The sequence below is a fragment of the Mesorhizobium shonense genome (assembly GCF_040545255.1).
Lineage (GTDB): Bacteria > Pseudomonadota > Alphaproteobacteria > Rhizobiales > Rhizobiaceae > Mesorhizobium > Mesorhizobium shonense.
Genome location: NZ_JBEPLM010000002.1, coordinates 521335 through 541001, shown reverse-complemented (window position 1 = coordinate 541001; position 19667 = coordinate 521335). Strand labels below are relative to the sequence as shown.

Genomic DNA, 19667 nt, shown 5'->3' with positions numbered 1-19667 from the left:
TTAATGCAGGCCGAACTCGCGCAGCAGTTCCTCGCGGTAGCGCACGAAGCGGCTTTCGCTGCGGTCGCGCGGACGCGGAAGATCGACATCGATCAGCCTTGCCGCGCCGCCCTTCTCCTTGGGCAGGATCAGCACCCTATCGGCGAGGTAGATCGCCTCTTCCAGGTCGTGGGTGACCACGACCATGGTGACGTTCTCCTCGCTCCAGATGCGCGCCAGTTCTTCCTGCATGGAGATCTTGGTCATGGCGTCGAGCGCGCCGAGCGGCTCGTCGAGCAGCAGGATTTCCGGCTGCACCGTCAGCGCCCGCGCGATACCGACGCGCTGCGCCATGCCGCCCGAGAGCTGCCGCGGATAGGCGTCGGCGAACTCAGCCAGGCCGACCAGCGCGATATAGAACCGCGCGCGTTTCTCGGCATCCGCCTTGGACACGCCGCGCACCTCGAGGCCGAAGGCGACATTGCCGAGCACGGTCAGCCAGGGCAGCAGGCGCGGCTCCTGGAAGATCACCGCCCGCTCTGCGCCGACGCCGTCGATCTCTCTGCCGTCGATGGCGACAGCGCCGCCGTCGGCCCGCTCCAGCCCGGCGAGGATGCGCAGCAGCGTCGTCTTGCCGGAGCCGCTGGCGCCGACGATGACCAGGCATTCGCCGGAGCGGATGTCGAGATTGAGCGAGCGCAGCACGGCAAGTTGGCGCCCGCCGAGTGCGAAGGATTTCGACAGGTCGCGTATCGTGACCTCGCCGCCGCTTGGCGTAGCCATGGCATGGGTCTCCGTGGTCAGTTGGTTTTGGTTTCGCCCGGGCGGTAGAGGATGTCGGCTGCCTTGAGTTTGCCCTTCGGCAGACGACCGTCCCGCTCGAGAATGTTCACCCAGAAGTCGACGTCGCGATTCGTCACCGCCGCCTTTTCGCGCAGGCCGAAACCGGTCCAGTAGCGCGCCAGATCGCCGTTCTCGCCGCGTTTGCTCAGGACGTCGGCTAGCAGCTTGCGCGCCTCGTCGGGGTTCTGCCGCGACCAGTCGGAAGCGCGTGCGGACTGCTCGACGAAGTTGCGGGCGACGTCCGGGTTGGCGGCAATGAAGTCCCTCCGCAGCACCACGAAACCGCCGGCGATCTCGCCGAGCACATCGGTGTCGTTGAAGACGCCGCGCACACCGCCATTGCTGACCAGCTGGCCGGCGAAGGTAGCCTGCCAATAACCCAAGCCCGCGACGTCGACCTGATGCGAGCGCAACGTCTGCTCGAGCTGCGGTCCGGGCACCACGACGAGCTTGGCCGCGTCCGGCGGCAGGCCGATGCCGTGCAGCGCCTCGCGCACCGTGTAGTCGAGATGGGCGCCGAGCGTGTTGACCGAGATCGTCTTGCCGGCGATGTCGGCGATCGATTTGATCGGACTGTCCTCCAGCACATAGAAGACGCTTTTCACTTGGCTGTTGATGCCGTTGCTCGGGTAGGCGGCGACGAAGTCGTTGCCGCCGGCGATCGAGTTGATCACGGCCGGCGTTGCGGCCGAGCCCAGATCGACGCTGCCGGAGGCGAGCGCGAACAGTGATTCCGGCCCGCCCGCGGCATAGCCGACATTTTCGAGCTCGATGCCGAGGCCTTTGAAATAGCCGAGCTCGCCGGCGAGCTCATGCGGGGAGATGCTGCCGCGGCTGGCGAGAAAACGGATTTTGACGGAAGCCGCTTGCGAGCGTGCGATCGAAGGCAGGCCTACGGCAAGGATGCCGGCGGCAAGCGGGGCACGCAGGAGAAGCGAACGGCGTGTGATGGTCATGGTCCGGCCTTTCATGGTTTTCAGGAATGAGAAGTGAAAGATTGGCTGCTTAGCCGACGGTGTTGCTCCAGCGGCAGAGCCGCCGCTGCAGGCTGACCAGCGCCTGGTTGGCGATCAGGCCGAGCGCCGCAAGGATAACGATCGCCGCGAACATCAGCGGGATCTGGAAGTTGTATTGGGCATTCATCACCTGGAAGCCGATGCCCTTGTTGGCGCCGATCATCTCCGAGGCGATCAACAGCAGCAGCGCAGTGGTGGCGCCGAGCCTCAAGCCGACGAAGATCGAGGGCACGGCTCCCGGCAGCACGACACGGCGGAAAATGGTGAGTCGCCGGGCGCCATAGACGCGCGCCATTTCGAGCAGCTTCGGGTCGACCTCCTTGACGCCGCTGATGGTGTTGAGCAGCAGCGGAAACAGCGTCGCCCAGAAGATGACGAACACCTTGGATGCTTCTCCCAGTCCCAAAAGCAGGATGAACACCGGATAGAGCGCCAGCGCCGAGGTCTGGCGGAAGAGCTGCACGATCGGGTCGAGCGCGGTTTCCACGGCGCGCACCTGGCCCATCACCAGGCCGAGCGGGATAGCGACGACGACCGCCGCCGCGAAAGCGAGACCGGCGCGCTGCAGGCTGATAGCGATGTCGCCGAGCAGGCTGCCTCCGGCCAGCCCCTTCCAGAGTGCTGCAACAATCGTGTCGATCGGCGGCAGCACCGCCGTATTGACCCAGCCGCTGCTTGCCGCCACCTGCCAGAGCGCCAGGAAGCCGAGCAGCACGCCATAGCGCGACAGGATACGCGCCGAGGTCCGGCCGGCCAGCCGCAAGGCCTCCGTCCCGAAGCCATTGCCGCCCTCATGCCCGCTGATACCGACCGGGCGTTCGATGTGCTGCAAAGTCATCGTCTTGCCTTCCGTCTTCTGAGGATCATTCGGCTGCGAGCACGGTCGAACGCGCGACCGTCCACGGATTCCGCGGCCGCCTGAGACCGAGATTCTCGCGCAGCGTCCTGCCTTCATAGGCAGTGCGGAACAGGCCGCGGCGCTGCAGTTCGGGGATCACCAGGTCGACGAAGTCGTCGAGCGCGCCTGGCAGCCAGGGCGGCAGGATGTTGAAGCCGTCAGCGGCTTCGGTGGTGAACCACTCTTCCAGCTGGTCGGCGACCTGTGTGGCGCTGCCGATCACCGTGTAATGGCCGCGCGCGGTCGCCACCCACTGATAGAGCTGGCGAATCGTGAAATTGTGCTCGTCGGCGATCTGGCGGATCAGCGCTTGCCGGCTCTTCATGCCTTCGGTCTCCTTGCTCGGCGGCAAGGGACCGTCGAGCGGATAGTCCCTGAGGTCGAGTGTCTGGCCGGCAAGCGCGTTGAGCAGCGCCACGCCATCTTCCGGCAGGATCAGGTCGTTCAACTGCCGGTATTTGGCGCGGGCCTCCTCTTCGGTACGGCCAACGAAGGGTGCCACGCCGGGCATGATCAGCACCTGCGCCGGATCGCGGCCGGCCGCCGCCACGCGCGCCTTGATGTCGCGATAGAATTCCCGCGCGGAGGCTAGATTCTGGTGTGCTGTGAAGATCACCTCGGCCGAAGCGGCCGCAAGCCCGCGCCCGTCCTCGGATTGACCGGCCTGCACCACCACGGGATGCCCTTGCACCGGACGCGGCACGTTGAGCGGCCCTTTGACGCTGAAATGCTCGCCCTTGTGGTTGATGTCGTGCAGTCTGTCCTTGTCGTAGAAGCGGCCGGTCTTCTTGTCGCGGATGAAAGCGTCGTCTTCCCAGCTATCCCACAGCGCCTTGACGGTCTCGACATGCTCATGCGCCCGCGCATAGCGCTCCGCATGGTTGGGCTGGACGTCGCGGTTGAAATTGCGCGCCGTATCGTCGCCCGCCGAGGTCACGACGTTCCAGCCGGCTCTGCCGTTCGACAGAAGGTCGAGCGAAGCGAATTTGCGGGCGAGCGTGTAAGGCTCCTCATAGGTCGTCGAAGCGGTAGCGATGAAGCCGATATGGGTGGTGAACGGCGCCAGCGCCGCAAACAGCGTCACCGGCTCGAAACCGGCGATCTTGGCGTTGCCGCCCTCGCGGGCGCCGAGACCGACGGTCAGATTGTCGGCGAGGAAATAGGCATCGAACAGGCCACGCTCGGCGGTCAGCGCAAGCTTTCTGTGGAACTCGAAATTGGTCGCGCCGTCAGCCGGCGACTCCGGATGGCGCCAGGCCGCGACATGTTGGCCGCCGCCGGGCAGAAAGGCGCCGAGCTTGATCTGTCTGGACTTGCTGGGGCTGGTCATGGCTGATCCTTCGGTTCGATGCGAATGCTTCGGGGTCAGGCGGCGAGGCCGACGCTGCGGGTGGCGCCGACAACGTTGACAGCCTCGGCCACGGCCTGACGGGCGCGGGCATGGATCGCTTCCGACACCAGCACGCCGTCGGCAAAATCCTTGTCGGAGGCGTAAATCGCGGTCGGCATGGTCAGCGCTTCGAAGAAGCCGAACAGCGGTCGCAGCTGATGCTCGACGATCAGCGAGTGACGCTCGCCGCCGCCGGTCGCCGCAAGAACAACCGGCTTTCCACGCAGAGAGGACGGATCAAGCAGATCGAACAAATGCTTGAAAAGGCCGGTATAGCTGCCTTTGAAAGTCGGCGATCCGGCCACTAGAACATCGGCGTTGACCAGCTGTTCGATAACACCGCGGGCAGTCGGGTCGAGATCACCAAGCCGCCGTGCCGTAGGCAACGATAGGCCAAGATCATCAATGTCAAAGACCGCCGCGGCCGCGCCGATCCGGCCGGCGACCTCGCCGGCAATGTGGCTGATGAACGCCTTGGTCTTCGACGGGCGGGTCAGGTTGCCGGATATCCCCACCACCAGCTTCTTCGTCATTTTCAGGCTCTCCTCGCGAGTGCTTCTCCATTAAGACTACCGACTTTGTAGAATTAAGTGAGCGAGAAGATTTCAAAACGAGCTTGGCGGAGGGATTGAGTTTGCGTCCTTTCGCCGTTGGTTGGTTCAGCGGATGCGGAGTTCCGGTCCGCGTCCCATCACCAGGATGGCGAGGTTATCGGCCATTTTAGCTATGATCGGCAGATCCCCGGTCATCCTTCAAAAGGATCGGTTCAGATCGACGCTCAGTCCGGCAAGGCTTCGCTGTTGACCAGCGGCAGCGGCGGCGCCTCCAGCCCCTGGAACGGGTCGCGCCAGGCATCGATCGCCTCGAGCCGGCCATACCAGCGGCGGATGGATGGGTAGTCCTCGAGCGGCAACCTGGCGACATCGTTGAACGCGAGAAACGTCGCCATGCGAAAGTCGGCATAGGAGACGGAATTGCCAACCAGCCACTCCCTTTCCGAAAGCACCACATCAAGGATGGCGGCCGATGTGTGGAATACTCCAAGCCCCTCCTCGACCAGGGCCTTGTCGATCGGCCCCAACCCCCAACGCTGCTTGGTGCCGCGCTCGAAATGCACCATGTCGCAGCCGCGGGCAAAATTCTCCTTACCCCAGCTCAGCCAGCGGATCATCTCGGGCTCGTCGTCTCCGCTGCGCCAGAAATTCGAATGCGTGTCGCGCGAGAGCCGGCAGGCTATTGCGTCAGCCTCCCACAGGCTCCAGCCGGGACCGACCAATATGGGTAACGTCAAATTGGGGTTCAGCGCGCGATAGCGCTCGGCCTGACCCGGCGCCATGGGTGATGCGAATTCGTACGCGACCTCCGCCTTGAGATAGCGCGCCACCGCGACCGCGAGGCGAGGATTGGGGTTGCGGCTGAACAGAAGTTTCATGTCGATCTCCAGAGGTCCTTCGAATGCCAAGGACGATTGAAACCTGCCCGATCCTACATGACGAATGCAGACGGCGCTCGGAGCTGGCTGGCAGATCCAACTTTGCGTCAGGCGGAAGCGTCGACTATGCTCAAGCCGACCTTGGTCAAGGGCTTCCGCCTCAACGGCTTGCGCCCTTGCCCGGCTTCCGCTATAGAGCCGCCACCCGCGTAGACACCCTTGGAGGCAACGCGGAGGAAGGCCGGCCAGGCCTGCATGATCCCCAAAGCGTTTGGACAGCCAAAAGCATTGGATCGACCATGCAAGCTGCGACGGCTTTCGACGTTTACGGATGGGCTTGCCCGCCGCGAACGCTCCAAAACACGCGAAAGGAAATGCCATGAGCCACGAGGCTTACGAGCTCAAGGCCGAAGCGCGCGAACAGGTCGGTAAGGGGTCCGCCCGTGCAGTTCGCCGTAACGGTAAAGTGCCTGCAGTTATTTACGGCGACAAGCAGCCACCCCTGGCGATCGCGCTCGACTACAAGGACGTCTTCTACAAGATCCACGGCGGCGGGTTCCTGACCACGATCGCCACGATCGATGTTGACGGCAAGAAGATCCAGGTCCTGCCGAAGGATTTTCAGCTCGATCCGGTCAAGGACTTCCCGGTCCATGTCGACTTCCTTAGGGTCGGCAAGGACACCGAGGTCAATGTCGACGTGCCCGTCCATTTCATCAATGAAGAGAAGTCGCCCGGCATCAAGCGCGGCGGCGTGCTCAACATCGTTCGCCACGAAGTCGAGTTCCACTGCCCGGCCAACGCGATCCCGGAATTCATCACCGTCGATCTCACCGGCGCCGAAATCGGCGACTCGATCCACATTTCGGCGGTTGCCCTGCCGGCCGGCGTCAAGCCGGTGATCTCCGATCGCGACTTCACCATCGCGACCATTGCCGGCTCAGCGGCAATGAAGCCGGAGGCGGAAGAAACCACCGAGGCGGAGGCGCCGGAAGCGGCGGCCCCTGCCGAGGAAGAGAAGTAATCTCTTCCGCGTCCGGAGGCGACGATGCTTGTCTTTGCAGGCCTCGGCAATCCGGGCGCGAAATATCAGAACAACCGGCACAATGTCGGCTTCATGGCGGCGGACGCGATTGCCCGCCGCCATTCCTTTTCGCCCTGGTCGAAAAAGTTCCAGGGGCTGATTTCCGAAGGCTCACTCGGCGGCGAGAAGGTCCTGCTGATCAAGCCGCAGACCTTCATGAACCTGTCCGGACAATCGGTCGGCGAAGCGCTGCGATTCTACAAGCTCGACGCCGCCGCCCTCACCGTCTTCTACGACGAGATCGACCTTGCCGCCGGCAAGGTAAGGGTCAAGGTTGGCGGCGGATCAGGCGGCCACAACGGCATCCGCTCGCTCGATCAGCATGTCGGCAATGCCTATCGTCGCGTGCGCATCGGTGTCGGCCATCCCGGCGTCAAGGAGATGGTGCACGGCCATGTGCTCGGCGATTTCGCCAAGGCCGACCGTGAATGGCTCGACGTTTTGCTCGACGCGATCGCCGACGACGCAGGCTTGCTGGCCAAGGGCGACGACAGTTCCTTCATGAACCGCATCACGCTGGCGCTGCGCGACAAGCTCGTGCCCACCGGCGATGACGACCGGCCGCCACCCAAGGCACCCAAGGCACAAAGCCACATCCGCCAGGCCCGTCCGCAGCAGCCAGCGGCAAAGGTCCCCGAAAGCGGCCCGATGGCTGCGATGCTGAAGAAGCTGTTCGGCGGTAAGGATTGAACCGAAACACGACCGCCCGAGGGCTTGACGATCGTCCGCCCTTTCGCCCATAGCCTCCGCAAACTCGAATTCCCGATAGGACCGAACAAAAATGGGTTTCAAATGTGGCATCGTTGGCTTGCCCAACGTCGGCAAGTCGACGCTGTTCAACGCGTTGACCAGGACCGCCGCCGCGCAGGCCGCCAACTATCCTTTCTGCACCATCGAGCCGAACACCGGCGAGGTGGCGGTGCCGGACCCGCGCCTGCAGAAGATCGCCGCGATCGGCAAGTCGAAGGAGATCATCCCGACCCGCATCTCCTTCGTCGACATCGCCGGTCTGGTTCGCGGCGCCTCCAAGGGCGAAGGGCTTGGCAACCAGTTCCTCGCCAACATCCGCGAGGTCGACGCCATCGTGCATGTGCTGCGCTGCTTCGAGGATGACGACATCACCCATGTCGAGGGCCGTATCGATCCGGTCGCCGACGCCGAGACGGTCGAGACCGAGCTGATGCTCGCCGACCTGGAAAGCCTCGAGCGCCGCATCGTCCAATTCCGCAAGCGCGCCGCCGGCAAGGACAAGGAAGCCATGGCCGTGCTGCCGATGATGGAGGCATCGCTCGAATTGCTGCAGGCCGGCAAGCCGACGCGCTTCCTGCTCAACGGCATCGCGGCGGAGGATCTGCGCATCCTGCAGGGGCTGAACCTTCTGACCTCGCATCCCGTGCTCTATGTCTGCAACGTCGCCGAGGCGGACGCCGCCACCGGCAACGAGCATACCAAGGCGGTGGAGAAGATGGCGTCCGCGCAGGGCGCCGGCACGGTGGTGATCTCGGCGGCGATCGAGGCGGAAGTCGCTCAGCTTTCCGACGAGGAGGAAATGGAGTTCCTTGCCTCGATCGGCCTTGATGAGCCGGGTCTCAACAAGGTGATCCGCGCCGGCTACGAGCTCCTGCATCTGATCACCTATTTCACCGTCGGGCCGAAGGAGACGCGCGCCTGGACGATCCACAAAGGCGATAAGGCACCGCAGGCTGCCGGTGTCATCCACACCGATTTCGAGCGCGGCTTCATCCGCGCCCAGACGATTTCCTACAACGATTTCCTCACGCTGGGCGGCGAAGTGGCCGCCAAGGAAGCCGGCAAGGCGCGCGACGAAGGCAAGGAGTATGTCGTCCAGGACGGCGACATCATGCTGTTCAAGTTCAACACCTGATATTGCTTGCACCCGGTTTTGACCGCCGGTCCTCCGGCCGGTGGACGCCTTGTCTTGACCTTGTGATGCAGCAGGGCTAAGCGGCCGGGGCTGACAGGCTCCATGAGCCTGTGCCATCCGGACGACGCTTCGAACGAAATCTCTTTGGTCCAGCAAGGGAGACCCGGCGATGATCAAGGCCTTCGTCGTGGACAATGATCGCCTGCGGGTCACCGACGATCTTACCCGAGACGGCGACAGGGTTGTTTGGGCCGACCTGTTCAATCCCACCAAGGAGGAAGAGGCCGTCATCGAGGGCTGGCTGGGCATTGCCATCCCGACCCGAGAGGAGATGGAAGAAATCGAGATCTCGAGCCGCCTCTATGTCGAGGACGGCGGCTACTTCATGACCGCCGTGCTGCCGGCGCAGACCGAGGTCGACGACCCATTGATGTCGCCGGTGACCTTTGCGCTCGCCGGCAACCGGCTGATCACCATTCGCTATCACGAGCCCAAGGCCTTCAAGACCTTCCCGCTGCGCGCCGAAAAGGTGGCGACCGGCTGCACCAGCGGCGACACCATCCTGATCGGCCTCCTGGAAGCGATCGTCGATCGGCTGGCCGATATCCTCGAGCGCGCCGGCCGTGACGTGGAAGTGATCTCGCGCGACATCTTCGAGGCGCGCTCGACCAAGGCTTCGAAGCGCAGCCGCGATTTCCAGGAGCTCTTGAAAGGCATCGGCCGCAAGGAGGATCTCGCTTCCTCCGTCCGCGACAGCCTGATCTCGCTGCAGCGCCTGGCCGGCTTTCTCACCCATGTCGCTGCCCAGACCAAGATGAGCAAGGACGTGAGGGCCCGCATCAAGACGCTGTCGCGCGACGTGCTGTCGCTCGCCGACCACGCCACTTTCCTGTCGCAGAAGATCTCCTTCCTGCTCGATGCCACGCTCGGCATGATCTCGATCGAGCAGAACGCCATCATCAAGATCTTCTCGGTCGCCGCCGTCATCTTCCTGCCGCCGACGCTGGTCGCCTCGATCTACGGCATGAACTTCGACATCATCCCCGAGCTCAAATGGGAGTTCGGCTACCCCTTCGCCATCGGCCTGATGGTGATCTCGGCAATCCTGCCCTTCTGGTATTTCCGCCGGCGCGGCTGGCTCTGACCGCGCCAGCGGAAGCAACTGGCTCACCAGAAAGGACTTGACCAAACTGGCTCGGGCCTTCATCCGGGGTGCCCGACCGTGGGGATCACGCATTCGTCAACCGGATTGCCGATATGACCGGAAAGACCTGGGCCTATGAGGACTTCGTCGAGGGCGCCTCGCTCGACCTCGGCAGCAAGAATGTCAGCGCTGCCGAGATTATCGAATTCGCCAGCGAATTCGATGCCCAGCCGATGCATCTCGACGAGGAGGCCGGCAAGGCCAGCATCCTGGGCGGCCTTTCGGCTTCGGGCTGGCACACCTGCGCGATGTTCATGCGCATGCTGTGCGATGCCTTCCTGCTCGATTCGACCTCGCAAGGCTCGCCGGGCATCGAGCATGTCAAATGGAAGAAGCCGGTTCTGGCCGGTGATCGCCTTACCGGCAAGGTCACCGTGCTTGCCAAGCGCCAGTCCAAGTCGAGGCCTCAGCTCGGCTTGGTCAGCATGCGCAGCGAGTTGTTCAACCAGCGCGGCGAATGCGTCTTCGAGCTTGAGAACACGGGCATGTTCCTGAGCCGAGAGGCCATCGCGTGACCCTGGACGAGTATTTCCTGATCGGTGAAACCGTCACCCTCGGCTCGCATAAGTTCGGCGCGGAAGAGATCAAGGCCTTCGCCAAGAAATACGATCCGCAGGTCTTCCATGTCGACGAGGAGGCGGCGAAGAAGAGCGTGCTCGGCGGTCTCTGCGCCTCGGGCTGGCACACCGCCGCCATCTGGATGAAATACAACCTCGAAAAGCGCATGGAGACCGAGGGCGTGCGCTGGGCCGGTCCCGGCCCGCAGCCCGAATTCGGTCCGTCGCCTGGCTTTCGCAATCTCAAATGGCTGAAGCCGGTCTATGCCGGCGAGACCGTGACCTTCACGCGCACCGCGCTCGCCCATCGTCCCCTTGGCGGGCGCCCCGGCTGGAACCTGCTCACGCTACGCTCGGAGGGTTTTGACTCGACCGGCGACAAGGTCATCGAGTTCGACAGCGCCGTGCTGGTGAAGGTGGAGTAGCGCCACCTTGCCCTTCTCCCCTTGTGGGAGAAGGTGGCCGAGCGAAGCTCGGTCGGATGAGGGGTGTTCCAGCTTGGCAGATACGCCTGCTCACATGGATAACGCGACGCAAGGCGACAAATTCACCAGCTTCACCTGCGCCTCGTTCCTTCCAACACCCCTCATCCGTCTTGGCGCTGCGCGCCAATCCACCTTCTCCCACAAGGGGAGAAGGCAAGAGCTAATGCCCCTCGAACCCGATCAAGGTCCTTACCGGCACGCCGAGCGCTTCCAGCTTCTGCCGCCCTCCAAGATCGGGTAGATCGATAACGAAGCAGGCGGCGACGATGTCGGCGCCGATCTGCCTGAGCAGCTTCACTGCCGCTTCCGCCGTGCCGCCGGTGGCGATCAGGTCGTCGACCAAGATCACCTTCTCGCCGGGCGAGACGCCGTCCTTGTGCATCTCCATCTCGTCCAGCCCGTATTCGAGGCTGTAGGCGACGCGAACCGTCTCGTAGGGCAGCTTGCCCTTCTTGCGGATCGGCACGAAGCCAGCCGAAAGCTGGTGCGCCACGGCGCCTCCCAGGATGAAGCCGCGCGCCTCGATGCCGGCGATCTTGTCGATCTTCAGCCCGGCGTAAGGGTGCACCAACTCGTCAATGGCCCGGCGGAAAGCGCGCGCATCGCCGAGCAGCGTGGTGATGTCGCGAAACAATATGCCGGGTCTGGGATAATCCGGAATCGTGCGGATGGCCGCAAGCAGCGTGTCTTCGAGGGAGGATTTCATGGGCGGTTTGATCCGTTGCCGCACAGTTTTGCCGGCAAGCGGCCGAAAAGAAAAGGGCGCCTTTCGGCGCCCTCGCATTTTCTGGAAAGCCCGGCGCCTCAGTGCGCCACGTCGGCCCAGACCTTGCGCTTGGTCATGTAGACCAGCGCGCCGAACAGCAGCAGGAACACCAGCACGCGGAAGCCGGTCTTCTTGCGGTCTTCGAGGTGCGGCTCGGCGGCCCACATCAGGAATGCTGCAACGTCGCGCGAATACTGATCGACCGTCTGCGGCGAGCCGTCGTCATAGGTCACCTGGCCGTCCGAAAGCGGCTTCGGCATCTTCAGCGACACGCCGGACAGGAAGTACGGATTGTAGTGCGTGCCTTCCGGGATCGCCATGCCGGCCGGCGGCGTCTGGTCGTAGCCGGTCAACAGCGAGTGGATGTAGTCCGGCCCGCCCTGCGCATATTGGGTGAAGATATCGAAGACGAAGCGCGGGAAGCCGCGCTCGACGCCGCGCGCCTTGGCGAGCAGCGACATGTCGGGCGGCGCGGCGCCGCCATTGGCGGCCGCTGCGGCCTGCTCGTTCGGGAACGGCGCCGGGAAGTGGTCCGAAGGCTTGCCCGGGCGGTCGAACATGTCGCCCGCATCGTTCGGGCCGTCATGGATGGTGTATTCGGCGGCCAGCGTCTTGATCTGCGCTTCCGAATAGCCGAGGCCCTCCAGCGTGCGGAACGCCACCAGGTTCATCGAGTGGCAGGCCGAGCAGACTTCCTTGTAGACCTTCAGGCCGCGCTGCAGCTGGGCCTTGTCGTAGGTGCCGAACGGGCCGGCGAAGCTCCAGCTCATCTCCTTCGGCTCGTTGATCGGGAAATGCGTCGGCGCCGCCTCTGCGTGCCCCTGCTCCTGAGCGGTGGCCGCTCCAGCGCCTGCCGCCAGAAGGCCGAGCACCGCCAGCGAGGTGAGAATCTTCTTCATGCCAAATCCCCTAGATTCTCAGCCCTTGGTTTCCGGCGCGCTCACCGCGCCTGCCGGATGTCCGCCGGCCCCCTTGTTCTTCTTTTCCAGCACCGCCTCGGTGATCGAGTTCGGCAGGCGCCGCGGCGTCTCGATCAGGCCGAGCACCGGCATGACGACCAGGAAGAAGGCGAAGTAGAACAGCGTCGCCATCTGCGCCATGAACACATAGCTGCCTTCCGCCGGCTGCGAGCCCAGCCATCCGAGCAGGATGGCGTCGGCCACGAACAGCCAGAAGAACAGCTTGTACCACGGCCGATAGACCGCCGAGCGCACCTTCGAGGTGTCGAGCCACGGCACCAGGAACAGCATGGCGATGGCGCCGAACATGCACAGCACGCCGCCGAGCTTGGAGTTGATCGGCCCGATGTTGAAGGTGATGGCGCGCAGGATCGCGTAGAACGGCAGGAAGTACCATTCCGGAACGATGTGGGCCGGCGTCTTCAGCGGGTTGGCGACCGTGTAGTTGTCGGGGTGGCCGAGATAGTTCGGCAGGTAGAAGACGAAATAGGCGAAGACGAACAGGAACACGATCATGCCGAACGCGTCCTTGATGGTGGCGTAAGGCGTGAAGGCGACGGTGTCGGTCTTCGACTTCACCTCGATGCCGGTCGGGTTCGACTGGCCGACGACATGCAGCGCCCAGATGTGCAGCACGACGACGCCGGCGATCATGAAAGGCAGCAGGTAATGCAGCGCGAAGAACCGGTTCAGCGTCGGATTGTCGACGGCGAAGCCGCCGAGCAGCAGCTCCTGGATCCAGTTGCCGACCAGCGGAATGGCGCTGAAGAAGCCGGTGATCACGGTGGCGCCCCAGAAGCTCATCTGTCCCCAGGGCAGCACGTAGCCCATGAAGCCGGTGGCCATCATCAGGAGGTAGATGATGCAGCCGAGGATCCACAGCAGCTCGCGCGGCGCCTTGTAGGAGCCGTAGAAGAGCCCACGGAAGATGTGGATGTAGACGGCGACGAAGAAGAACGAGGCGCCGTTGGAATGGAGATAGCGCAAGAGCCATCCCGAATTCACGTCGCGCATGATCTTCTCGACCGAATCGAAGGCGAGAATGGTATCGGACGTGTAGTGCATGGCCAGCACGATGCCGGTCAGGATCTGCGCCGCCAGCATGATCGAAAGGATGCCGCCGAACGTCCACATGTAGTTAAGGTTGCGCGGCACCGGATAGGCGACGAAGCTGTCATAGACCAGCCTGGGCAGCGGCATGCGGGCATCGAACCAGCGTCCGATCCCGGTCTTCGGCGTGTAGGTGGAGTGTCCCTCGCTCATCGAAATATCCCCTGCCTCAGCCGATAAGGATCTTGGTATCGGAAATGAATTTGAATACCGGGATCGCCATGTTCTCGGGCGCCGGGCCTTTGCGGATGCGGCCGGCGGTGTCGTACTGCGAGCCGTGGCACGGGCAGAACCAGCCGCCGAAATCGCCCTCCTGGCCGAGCGGGATGCAGCCGAGATGGGTGCAGACCTGCACCATCACCATCCAGGCTTCTTTGCCGGGGGTGGTGCGGTTGGCATCGGTCGCCGGCGCGTCGGCCGGCAGGTTGGCGTTGCGAGCGATCGGATCCTTGAGATCATTGAGGCTGACCGCCGCGCCGTCCTTCATCTCTTTCTCGGTGCGGTTGCGCACCACGACCGGCTTGCCGCGCCACTTGACGACCAGCGAGCTGCCGGGCTGCAGCGAAGAGACATCGACCTCGACCGAAGCCAGCGCCAGCGTCGAGGCATCCGGCTGCATCTGGTCGATGAACGGCCAGGCGACGGCGCCCGCGCCGACCACACCGGCCATGCCGGTGGCGATATAGAGAAAATCGCGACGGTTGGGATCGTGGATGTCGGTTGCGCTCACGGGTGCCTGATCCTTTCGCCTCTTTCCGTGCCGGCGGCCGAGCCTTGTCCCCGCTCCATCGCGCCGGCCTGACAGCGCATGGCGAACAGGCTAGCGAATTCCTCCGGCATTTGGAGTTCGGTTTATGCGTGAAGCCCGTTTTTGTCCAGACGCGTGAAGGCACAAGGGCACATTGTCGCGGGTGTAGGTCACGGCCTGCGCCGAGGTGTCGTCGGCAGACCGCCGAACGCCTTGAAACAGCTGGGAATCGAGGGCGAAAGAGAGCTCTTGTTCACCTCGACAGCGGCCGTTGGCCCGGTCTATTCTCCAGCCATGGCGCATGTCATCGATCGCGACAAATGGGCGGAGGCGCCCGACCGCTGGCAAGGCGAGCTGCAATGCGGCGCTTTTGGCTCCAGAAGCTGCCTGATCTTCAATTATCTGCCCGGCATCGGCGGCGGCCCGCGCCTGCACAAGCACCCCTACACGGAGATCTTCATCATCCGCGCCGGCACCGGCCTGTTCACGGTCGGCGACCAGCAGATCGAGGCTTCGGCCGGCCAGATCCTCATCGTCCCGCCCGACACGCCGCACAAATTCACCAATCTCGGCCCTGGTCCGCTCGAGACCACCGACATCCACGAGAACGGCAGCTTCATCACCGAATGGCTGGAATAGACCATGATCCCGAACCGAAGGTCGGCGTAGCTAAAAGTGCGCACCGGTTTTCGGGAAAGATCATGGTCAGACTCAAAGAGCGCTAACTGGCGCCTAGCCTGACCAGCACCGCCCTCGGGATGTTGTATTCGCGGATCACGGCGTCGTGCTTGCGCAGCCCGCAGAGTTCGCGCTGGATGAAATAGCCGTGGACGGCCGCCGCTGCCTCTTTCAGCAGCCGGTTGCGATCCCCGCCCTCGCCGTTCTCGCGCAACTTCGCCAGCGTCTCCTCGACGCGCTGGCCGGCGCGGCCAAGGGCGGCCGCCTTTTCGGCGAGGATTTCGTGGCCGAGCAGGTCGAGCGCGTTCTCCTGCGCGCCGCTTCGTCCGAAATTGCTGGGCATGCGTACCGACATGGTTGCGTTCTACTCCGCTGGCCGCGTCTCTTCCAGCACGCTCTCCTCATTGAACAGGAAGCCGCCGGACTGCCGCTTCCACAGCCGCGCATAAAGCCCGTCGAGCGCCACCAGCTCGTCATGCGTGCCCTCTTCGACGATGCGCCCGCCGTCGAGCACGACCAGCCGGTCGAGTGCGGCAATGGTCGACAGCCGGTGGGCGATGGCGATGACGGTCTTGTCCTCCATCAGCCTTACCAGGTTTTCCTGGATCGCCGCTTCGATGTCGGAATCGAGCGCCGAGGTCGCTTCATCCAGGATGAGGATCGGCGCATCCTTGAGGAAAAGGCGGGCGATCGCCACGCGCTGGCGCTGGCCGCCGGAGAGCTTCACGCCGCGCTCGCCGACATAGGCCTCGTAACCGGCGCGCTGGCGATTGTCGCGCAGCCCCATGATGAAATCATGCGCTTCGGCTTTGCGCGCCGCGGCGATCACCTCCGCGTCCGTCGCGTCCGGCATGCCGAGCTTGATGTTGTCGCGCAGCGAGCGATGGAAGAGCGCAGTGTCCTGGCTGACCACGCCGATATTGGCGCGCAGCGAATTCTGCGTCGCCTTGGCGATGTCCTGGCCGTCGATCAGGATCTTGCCGCCCTCGAGGTCGTAGAGGCGCAGGATGAGATTGGCTAAAGTCGTCTTGCCGGCGCCCGACGGACCGACCAGCCCGACCTTTTCGCCAGGCCGCACGACGAGGTCGATGCCGTCCAGAACTCCTGCCCCCTTGCCATAATGGAAGGTGACGTTCTTGAGGTCGATGCGGCCGCCGTCAACCACCAGCTGCTTGGCGTCCGGGGCATCGGTCAGGCCGAGCGACTGCGAGATCAGCGCCTTGGAATTCTCCAGCACGCCGAGATTCCTCAAGATGCTGTTGAGCTGCATCATCACCCGTCCCAACAGCATGTTGAGCCGCAAGACGAGAGAAAGCGTGAAAGCGACGGCGCCGACGGTGATCGAGCCCTCCACCCAAAGATAGACGGCGAAGACGGCGATTGACGTGATCATGATGCCCGAAAGCGTCGTCAGCGCCATACGCACGCCGGTCAGCCGGCGCGTGAACGGCCGCAGCGCATCGAGATAGATGTCGAAGCCGCTGCGGATGTAGCGGTCGTCGCCGTCGGCGGCGAACAGCTTCAGCGTCTGCACGTTGGAATAGGAATCGACGATGCGGCCGGTGATCATCGAGCCGGCCTCGGCGGTCGCCTCGGCATGCTTGCGGATCGCCGGCAAATAGAGCCGGGCCAACCAGGCAAAGGCGGCGATCCATATCACCACCAGCACCGCCAGCCTGAGGTCGAGGCCGGCGACCAGCGCCAGCGTCGTCACCGTGTAGACGATCATGAACCAGACGACCTCGATGAAGCTCTCCATCAGGTCGCCGGTTGCCTGCCCGGCCTGCCAGACCTTGGTGGCGATGCGCCCGGCGAAATCGTTCTGGAAGAAAGCGTAGGACTGGCGCGAGACATGCCGGTGCGCCTGCCAGCGCACCAGGCTGTAGAAGCCCGGCGTGATCGTCTGTTCGTCGACGAGCGCCGAAAGGCCGACCACCAGCGTGCGGATGATCAGCACCACAGCGCCCATGAACAGAAGCTCGGGACCGGCGGCAGCCCACAGCGCGTGCCAGCTGCGTTCTCCGGGAAGCTGGTCGAGGATATCGACCAGCCGTCCGACGAAATAGAACAGCCCGGCCTCGACCAGCGGCGCGATGCCGCCGATGATCAGCATGGCGAAGAAGGCGAGCTTCGCCTGCCCGACATAGTGCCAGAGGAAGCCGCGGACACTGGCGGGTGGCCGAAGATTCGCTGGCTCTCGGAACGGGTAGACCCAGCCTTCGAACCAGTGATAGACGGCCTTCATCATTCCGCGGCTTCACCCTTGGCGCCAAACTCATGGGCAATCGCATCGTTGGCGGCCTCGGCCGGCATGTCGTCGAGCAGGAAGCCGCCCGACTGCCGCTGCCAGAGCTGGGCATAGAGCCCACCCTTCGCGACCAGCTCCTCGTGCGAGCCCTCCTCGATGACGCGGCCCTTGTCCATGACGACGAGCCTGTTCATCGCCGCGATGGTCGACAGCCGGTGCGCGATGGCAATGACGGTCTTGCCCTGCATCAGCTTGTAGAGGTTCTCCTGGATCGCCGCCTCTGCTTCCGAATCGAGCGCCGAGGTCGCCTCGTCGAGGATGAGGATCGGCGCGTCTTTCAGCATAACGCGGGCAATGGCGACGCGCTGCCGCTGGCCGCCGGACAATTTGACGCCCCGGTCGCCGACATGGGCGTCGAATCCCTTGCGGCCGTTGTGGTCGGAAAGCCCGCCGATGAAATCGAGCGCCTCGGCCCGCCGCGCCGCCTCGACCAGCATCTCGTTGCTGGCATCGGGCCGGCCGTAGAGGATGTTGTCGCGCACCGAGCGATGCAGCAGCGAGGTATCCTGCGTCACCATGCCGATCTGCGCGCGCAGCGAATCCTGCTTCACCCCGGCGATCTCCTGGCCGTCGATGAGGATCCTGCCGCCTTCCAGGTCGTAGAAGCGCAGCAACAGGTTGACCAGCGTCGACTTGCCGGCGCCGGAGCGGCCGACGATGCCGACCTTCTCGCCCGGCTTCACCATAAGCGACAGGTTTTCGATGACGCCCTTCTGCTTGCCATAGTGGAAGCGTATGTCCTCGAAGCGGATCTCGCCCTGGCTGACGGTGATGTCCTTGGCACCCCGCCTGTCCTCGACGAGTCGCGGCAGCGAGATCGACTGGATGCCGTCCTGCACCGTGCCGATGTTCTCGAACAGGCCCGACATCTCCCACATGATCCACTGCGACATGCCCCACATCCTGAGCACCAGGCCGATGACCACGGCCACTGCGCCGATCGTCACCGCGTCGTCCAGCCACAGCCAAAGCGAGATCGCCGTGACCGAGAACAGCAGCAGCGAATTCAGGATGTAGAGCAGGCCGTAGAGCACCGTCACCAGGCGCATCGAGCGGTACACGGTATCAAGGAAGCCCGCCATGCCCTCCTTGGCGAAAGCTGCTTCGCGGCGCGCATGCGAAAACAGCTTCACCGTCTGGATGTTGGCATAGCTGTCGACGACGCGGCCGGTCATGGTCGAACGCGCATTGGCCTGTTCCTCGCCGACCTTGCCGAGCCGGGGAATAAAATACCGCAACAGCCCGATATAGCCGATCAGCCATACGCCCAAGGGTGCGGCCAGCCGCAAGTCCGCCGAGCCGACGATGAGCAGCATGCCGAGAAAATAGACGATCACGTAGTTGAGGACGTCAATAACCTTCATGACGCAGTCGCGCACGGCGAGTGCGGTCTGCATCAGCTTGGTGGCGATGCGGCCGGCGAACTCATCCTGGTAGAAAGCCATCGACTGCTTGAGCAGGTAGCGATGCACCTGCCAGCGGATGCGCATCGGGTAGTTGCCCATCATCGTCTGCTGGTTGACCAACGAACGCACCCAGACCGTGCCGGGCAGCGCGACCAGCACGATGAAAGCCATGCCGGCCAGCTTCCAGCTCTCGGTCTGCAGGAAAGTTTCTCGGTTCTGCGCCGACAGCCAGTCGACGATGCGGCCCATGAAACCGAACATCCACACTTCGGTGACGGCGATCACCGCCACCAGCACTGCATCCACGACGATGTAGGGCCAGACGCCACGCGTGTAGTGCACGCAGAAGGCGACCAGCGTTTTCGGCGGCTCTGCCGGTTCCGCCGCGGGAAACGGATCGAGCCTCTTTTCAAACCAGCGGAACATTCCAGGCACTCGACTGTCTGTGCGCTCACGCGGCGCGGGATTGATGGGTAAGGCCTTTCGGCCGCGCGGCATGACGGGCCGGCGATACGGAATCAACTGCATCGCCGGCCCTGCTTCGCGCAATATAGGGTGTCGCGGGCTTTTCGCCGACAGGCTCGTTTGGCGATCCTGACGGCACGCTGGAGCCAGCGCGTGCTTTCTCGCCCGGACGGAACAGCCTTGCGATACGGCGCACCAGCGAAGGCCGGCCGGGATCGGGTACGGCGCGCGAGAAATCGACATCCGGCAGCATGCCGCGATGCGGACGCCGGCGCATCTCGGCATGGACCGCCGACGAGTAGGTCTCGCCGATCAGCAGCGCCCAGGTCGCCATCTTGCGCTCGTGCAGGCTTCTTGAACCCGGTATTTTATAGGGATCGAACATCGGTCCGTCCTCCATGTGCAAATGCGTTAAAAAGGGTGACACGAACTCGACCTCCGGCATTCGGCCGGA

21 protein-coding genes are annotated in these 19667 nt (G+C 63.8%); 7 read left to right on the top strand and 14 right to left on the bottom strand.

Annotated features, from left to right (window positions below; translation table 11 throughout):
- The 6 genes from ABID26_RS08050 to ABID26_RS08025 form a co-directional block, all read right to left on the bottom strand.
- Nucleotides 1–762 carry an ABC transporter ATP-binding protein gene (locus ABID26_RS08050; protein WP_126098770.1) on the bottom strand — a complete coding sequence of 254 codons (762 nt, stop codon included), beginning with the start codon at nucleotides 760–762 and terminating at the stop codon, nucleotides 1–3.
- 17 nt (nucleotides 763–779) lie between these two features.
- Nucleotides 780–1778, bottom strand: coding sequence for an ABC transporter substrate-binding protein (locus ABID26_RS08045; protein ID WP_292371327.1), 999 nt, complete (start codon nucleotides 1776–1778; stop codon nucleotides 780–782).
- A 49-nt stretch (nucleotides 1779–1827) separates the two neighbouring features.
- The gene (locus ABID26_RS08040; RefSeq protein WP_292340244.1) at nucleotides 1828–2676 is read right to left on the bottom strand and encodes an ABC transporter permease; all 849 of its coding nucleotides are present in this window, start codon (nucleotides 2674–2676) and stop codon (nucleotides 1828–1830) included.
- 25 nt (nucleotides 2677–2701) lie between these two features.
- The gene (locus tag ABID26_RS08035; protein ID WP_292371328.1) at nucleotides 2702–4066 is read right to left on the bottom strand and encodes an LLM class flavin-dependent oxidoreductase; all 1365 of its coding nucleotides are present in this window, start codon (nucleotides 4064–4066) and stop codon (nucleotides 2702–2704) included.
- 35 nt (nucleotides 4067–4101) lie between these two features.
- Complete coding sequence (msuE, locus tag ABID26_RS08030; protein ID WP_126098766.1) at nucleotides 4102–4659, bottom strand: FMN reductase; 558 nt, start codon at nucleotides 4657–4659, stop codon at nucleotides 4102–4104.
- A gap of 245 nt (nucleotides 4660–4904) precedes the next feature.
- The gene (locus tag ABID26_RS08025) at nucleotides 4905–5558 is read right to left on the bottom strand and encodes a glutathione S-transferase family protein (protein ID WP_292371329.1); all 654 of its coding nucleotides are present in this window, start codon (nucleotides 5556–5558) and stop codon (nucleotides 4905–4907) included.
- A 379-nt stretch (nucleotides 5559–5937) separates the two neighbouring features.
- Here ABID26_RS08025 and ABID26_RS08020 point away from each other — a divergent pair, with 379 nt between their 5' ends.
- The 6 genes from ABID26_RS08020 (at nucleotide 5938) to ABID26_RS07995 (ending at nucleotide 10713) form a co-directional block, all read left to right on the top strand.
- Entirely contained in the window at nucleotides 5938–6582 is a 645-nt protein-coding gene (locus tag ABID26_RS08020) for a 50S ribosomal protein L25/general stress protein Ctc (RefSeq protein WP_126098764.1), read from the top strand.
- A 24-nt stretch (nucleotides 6583–6606) separates the two neighbouring features.
- On the top strand, nucleotides 6607–7332 hold the full coding sequence (gene pth / locus ABID26_RS08015) for an aminoacyl-tRNA hydrolase (RefSeq protein WP_126098763.1): 726 nt from the start codon (nucleotides 6607–6609) through the stop codon (nucleotides 7330–7332).
- A 91-nt stretch (nucleotides 7333–7423) separates the two neighbouring features.
- Nucleotides 7424–8527 carry a redox-regulated ATPase YchF gene (gene ychF, locus ABID26_RS08010; RefSeq protein ID WP_126098762.1) on the top strand — a complete coding sequence of 368 codons (1104 nt, stop codon included), beginning with the start codon at nucleotides 7424–7426 and terminating at the stop codon, nucleotides 8525–8527.
- Nucleotides 8528–8696: 169 nt separating this feature from the next.
- The gene (gene corA / locus ABID26_RS08005; RefSeq protein ID WP_126098761.1) at nucleotides 8697–9671 is read left to right on the top strand and encodes a magnesium/cobalt transporter CorA; all 975 of its coding nucleotides are present in this window, start codon (nucleotides 8697–8699) and stop codon (nucleotides 9669–9671) included.
- A 113-nt stretch (nucleotides 9672–9784) separates the two neighbouring features.
- Nucleotides 9785–10246 carry a MaoC family dehydratase gene (locus ABID26_RS08000; RefSeq protein WP_292298781.1) on the top strand — a complete coding sequence of 154 codons (462 nt, stop codon included), beginning with the start codon at nucleotides 9785–9787 and terminating at the stop codon, nucleotides 10244–10246.
- Entirely contained in the window at nucleotides 10243–10713 is a 471-nt protein-coding gene (locus tag ABID26_RS07995) for a MaoC family dehydratase (RefSeq protein ID WP_292298783.1), read from the top strand. The genes ABID26_RS08000 and ABID26_RS07995 overlap by 4 nt, the downstream gene beginning before the upstream one ends.
- A gap of 220 nt (nucleotides 10714–10933) precedes the next feature.
- On the opposite strand, the gene ABID26_RS07990 is transcribed toward ABID26_RS07995, so the two are convergent.
- The 4 genes from ABID26_RS07990 to petA all read right to left on the bottom strand — a co-directional run bounded on the left by ABID26_RS07990 (nucleotide 10934) and on the right by petA (nucleotide 14338).
- Nucleotides 10934–11479: an adenine phosphoribosyltransferase gene (locus ABID26_RS07990; RefSeq protein ID WP_292298785.1), complete on the bottom strand. Its 546-nt coding sequence runs from the start codon at nucleotides 11477–11479 to the stop codon at nucleotides 10934–10936.
- 98 nt (nucleotides 11480–11577) lie between these two features.
- Nucleotides 11578–12438: a cytochrome c1 gene (locus ABID26_RS07985; RefSeq protein WP_292298787.1), complete on the bottom strand. Its 861-nt coding sequence runs from the start codon at nucleotides 12436–12438 to the stop codon at nucleotides 11578–11580.
- Nucleotides 12439–12456: 18 nt separating this feature from the next.
- A complete protein-coding gene (locus ABID26_RS07980) occupies nucleotides 12457–13761 on the bottom strand; it encodes a cytochrome b (protein ID WP_292298789.1) in 1305 nt (434 codons plus the stop codon).
- Nucleotides 13762–13777: 16 nt separating this feature from the next.
- Nucleotides 13778–14338: a ubiquinol-cytochrome c reductase iron-sulfur subunit gene (petA, locus tag ABID26_RS07975; protein ID WP_292298792.1), complete on the bottom strand. Its 561-nt coding sequence runs from the start codon at nucleotides 14336–14338 to the stop codon at nucleotides 13778–13780.
- Nucleotides 14339–14650: 312 nt separating this feature from the next.
- On the opposite strand from petA, the gene ABID26_RS07970 reads away from it, so the two are divergent.
- Entirely contained in the window at nucleotides 14651–14995 is a 345-nt protein-coding gene (locus ABID26_RS07970) for a cupin domain-containing protein (protein ID WP_292298899.1), read from the top strand.
- A gap of 82 nt (nucleotides 14996–15077) precedes the next feature.
- Here the strand turns inward: ABID26_RS07970 and ABID26_RS07965 are convergent, their stop codons facing one another.
- From ABID26_RS07965 to ABID26_RS07950, 4 genes are read right to left on the bottom strand one after another with little or no spacing between them, the layout of a single operon-like run.
- Nucleotides 15078–15389 (bottom strand): DUF6665 family protein, encoded by a 312-nt coding sequence (locus tag ABID26_RS07965; protein ID WP_292298793.1) that lies wholly within the window; start codon nucleotides 15387–15389, stop codon nucleotides 15078–15080.
- A gap of 9 nt (nucleotides 15390–15398) precedes the next feature.
- Nucleotides 15399–17282 (bottom strand): ABC transporter ATP-binding protein, encoded by a 1884-nt coding sequence (locus tag ABID26_RS07960; RefSeq protein ID WP_292298795.1) that lies wholly within the window; start codon nucleotides 17280–17282, stop codon nucleotides 15399–15401.
- Nucleotides 17279–19174, bottom strand: a complete 1896-nt coding sequence (locus ABID26_RS07955; protein ID WP_292340255.1) for an ABC transporter ATP-binding protein — start codon at nucleotides 19172–19174, stop codon at nucleotides 17279–17281. Before ABID26_RS07955 ends, ABID26_RS07960 begins: the two co-directional genes overlap by 4 nt.
- A gap of 25 nt (nucleotides 19175–19199) precedes the next feature.
- A complete protein-coding gene (locus ABID26_RS07950) occupies nucleotides 19200–19598 on the bottom strand; it encodes a hypothetical protein (protein ID WP_245460272.1) in 399 nt (132 codons plus the stop codon).
- Nucleotides 19599–19667: the final 69 nt, after the last annotated feature.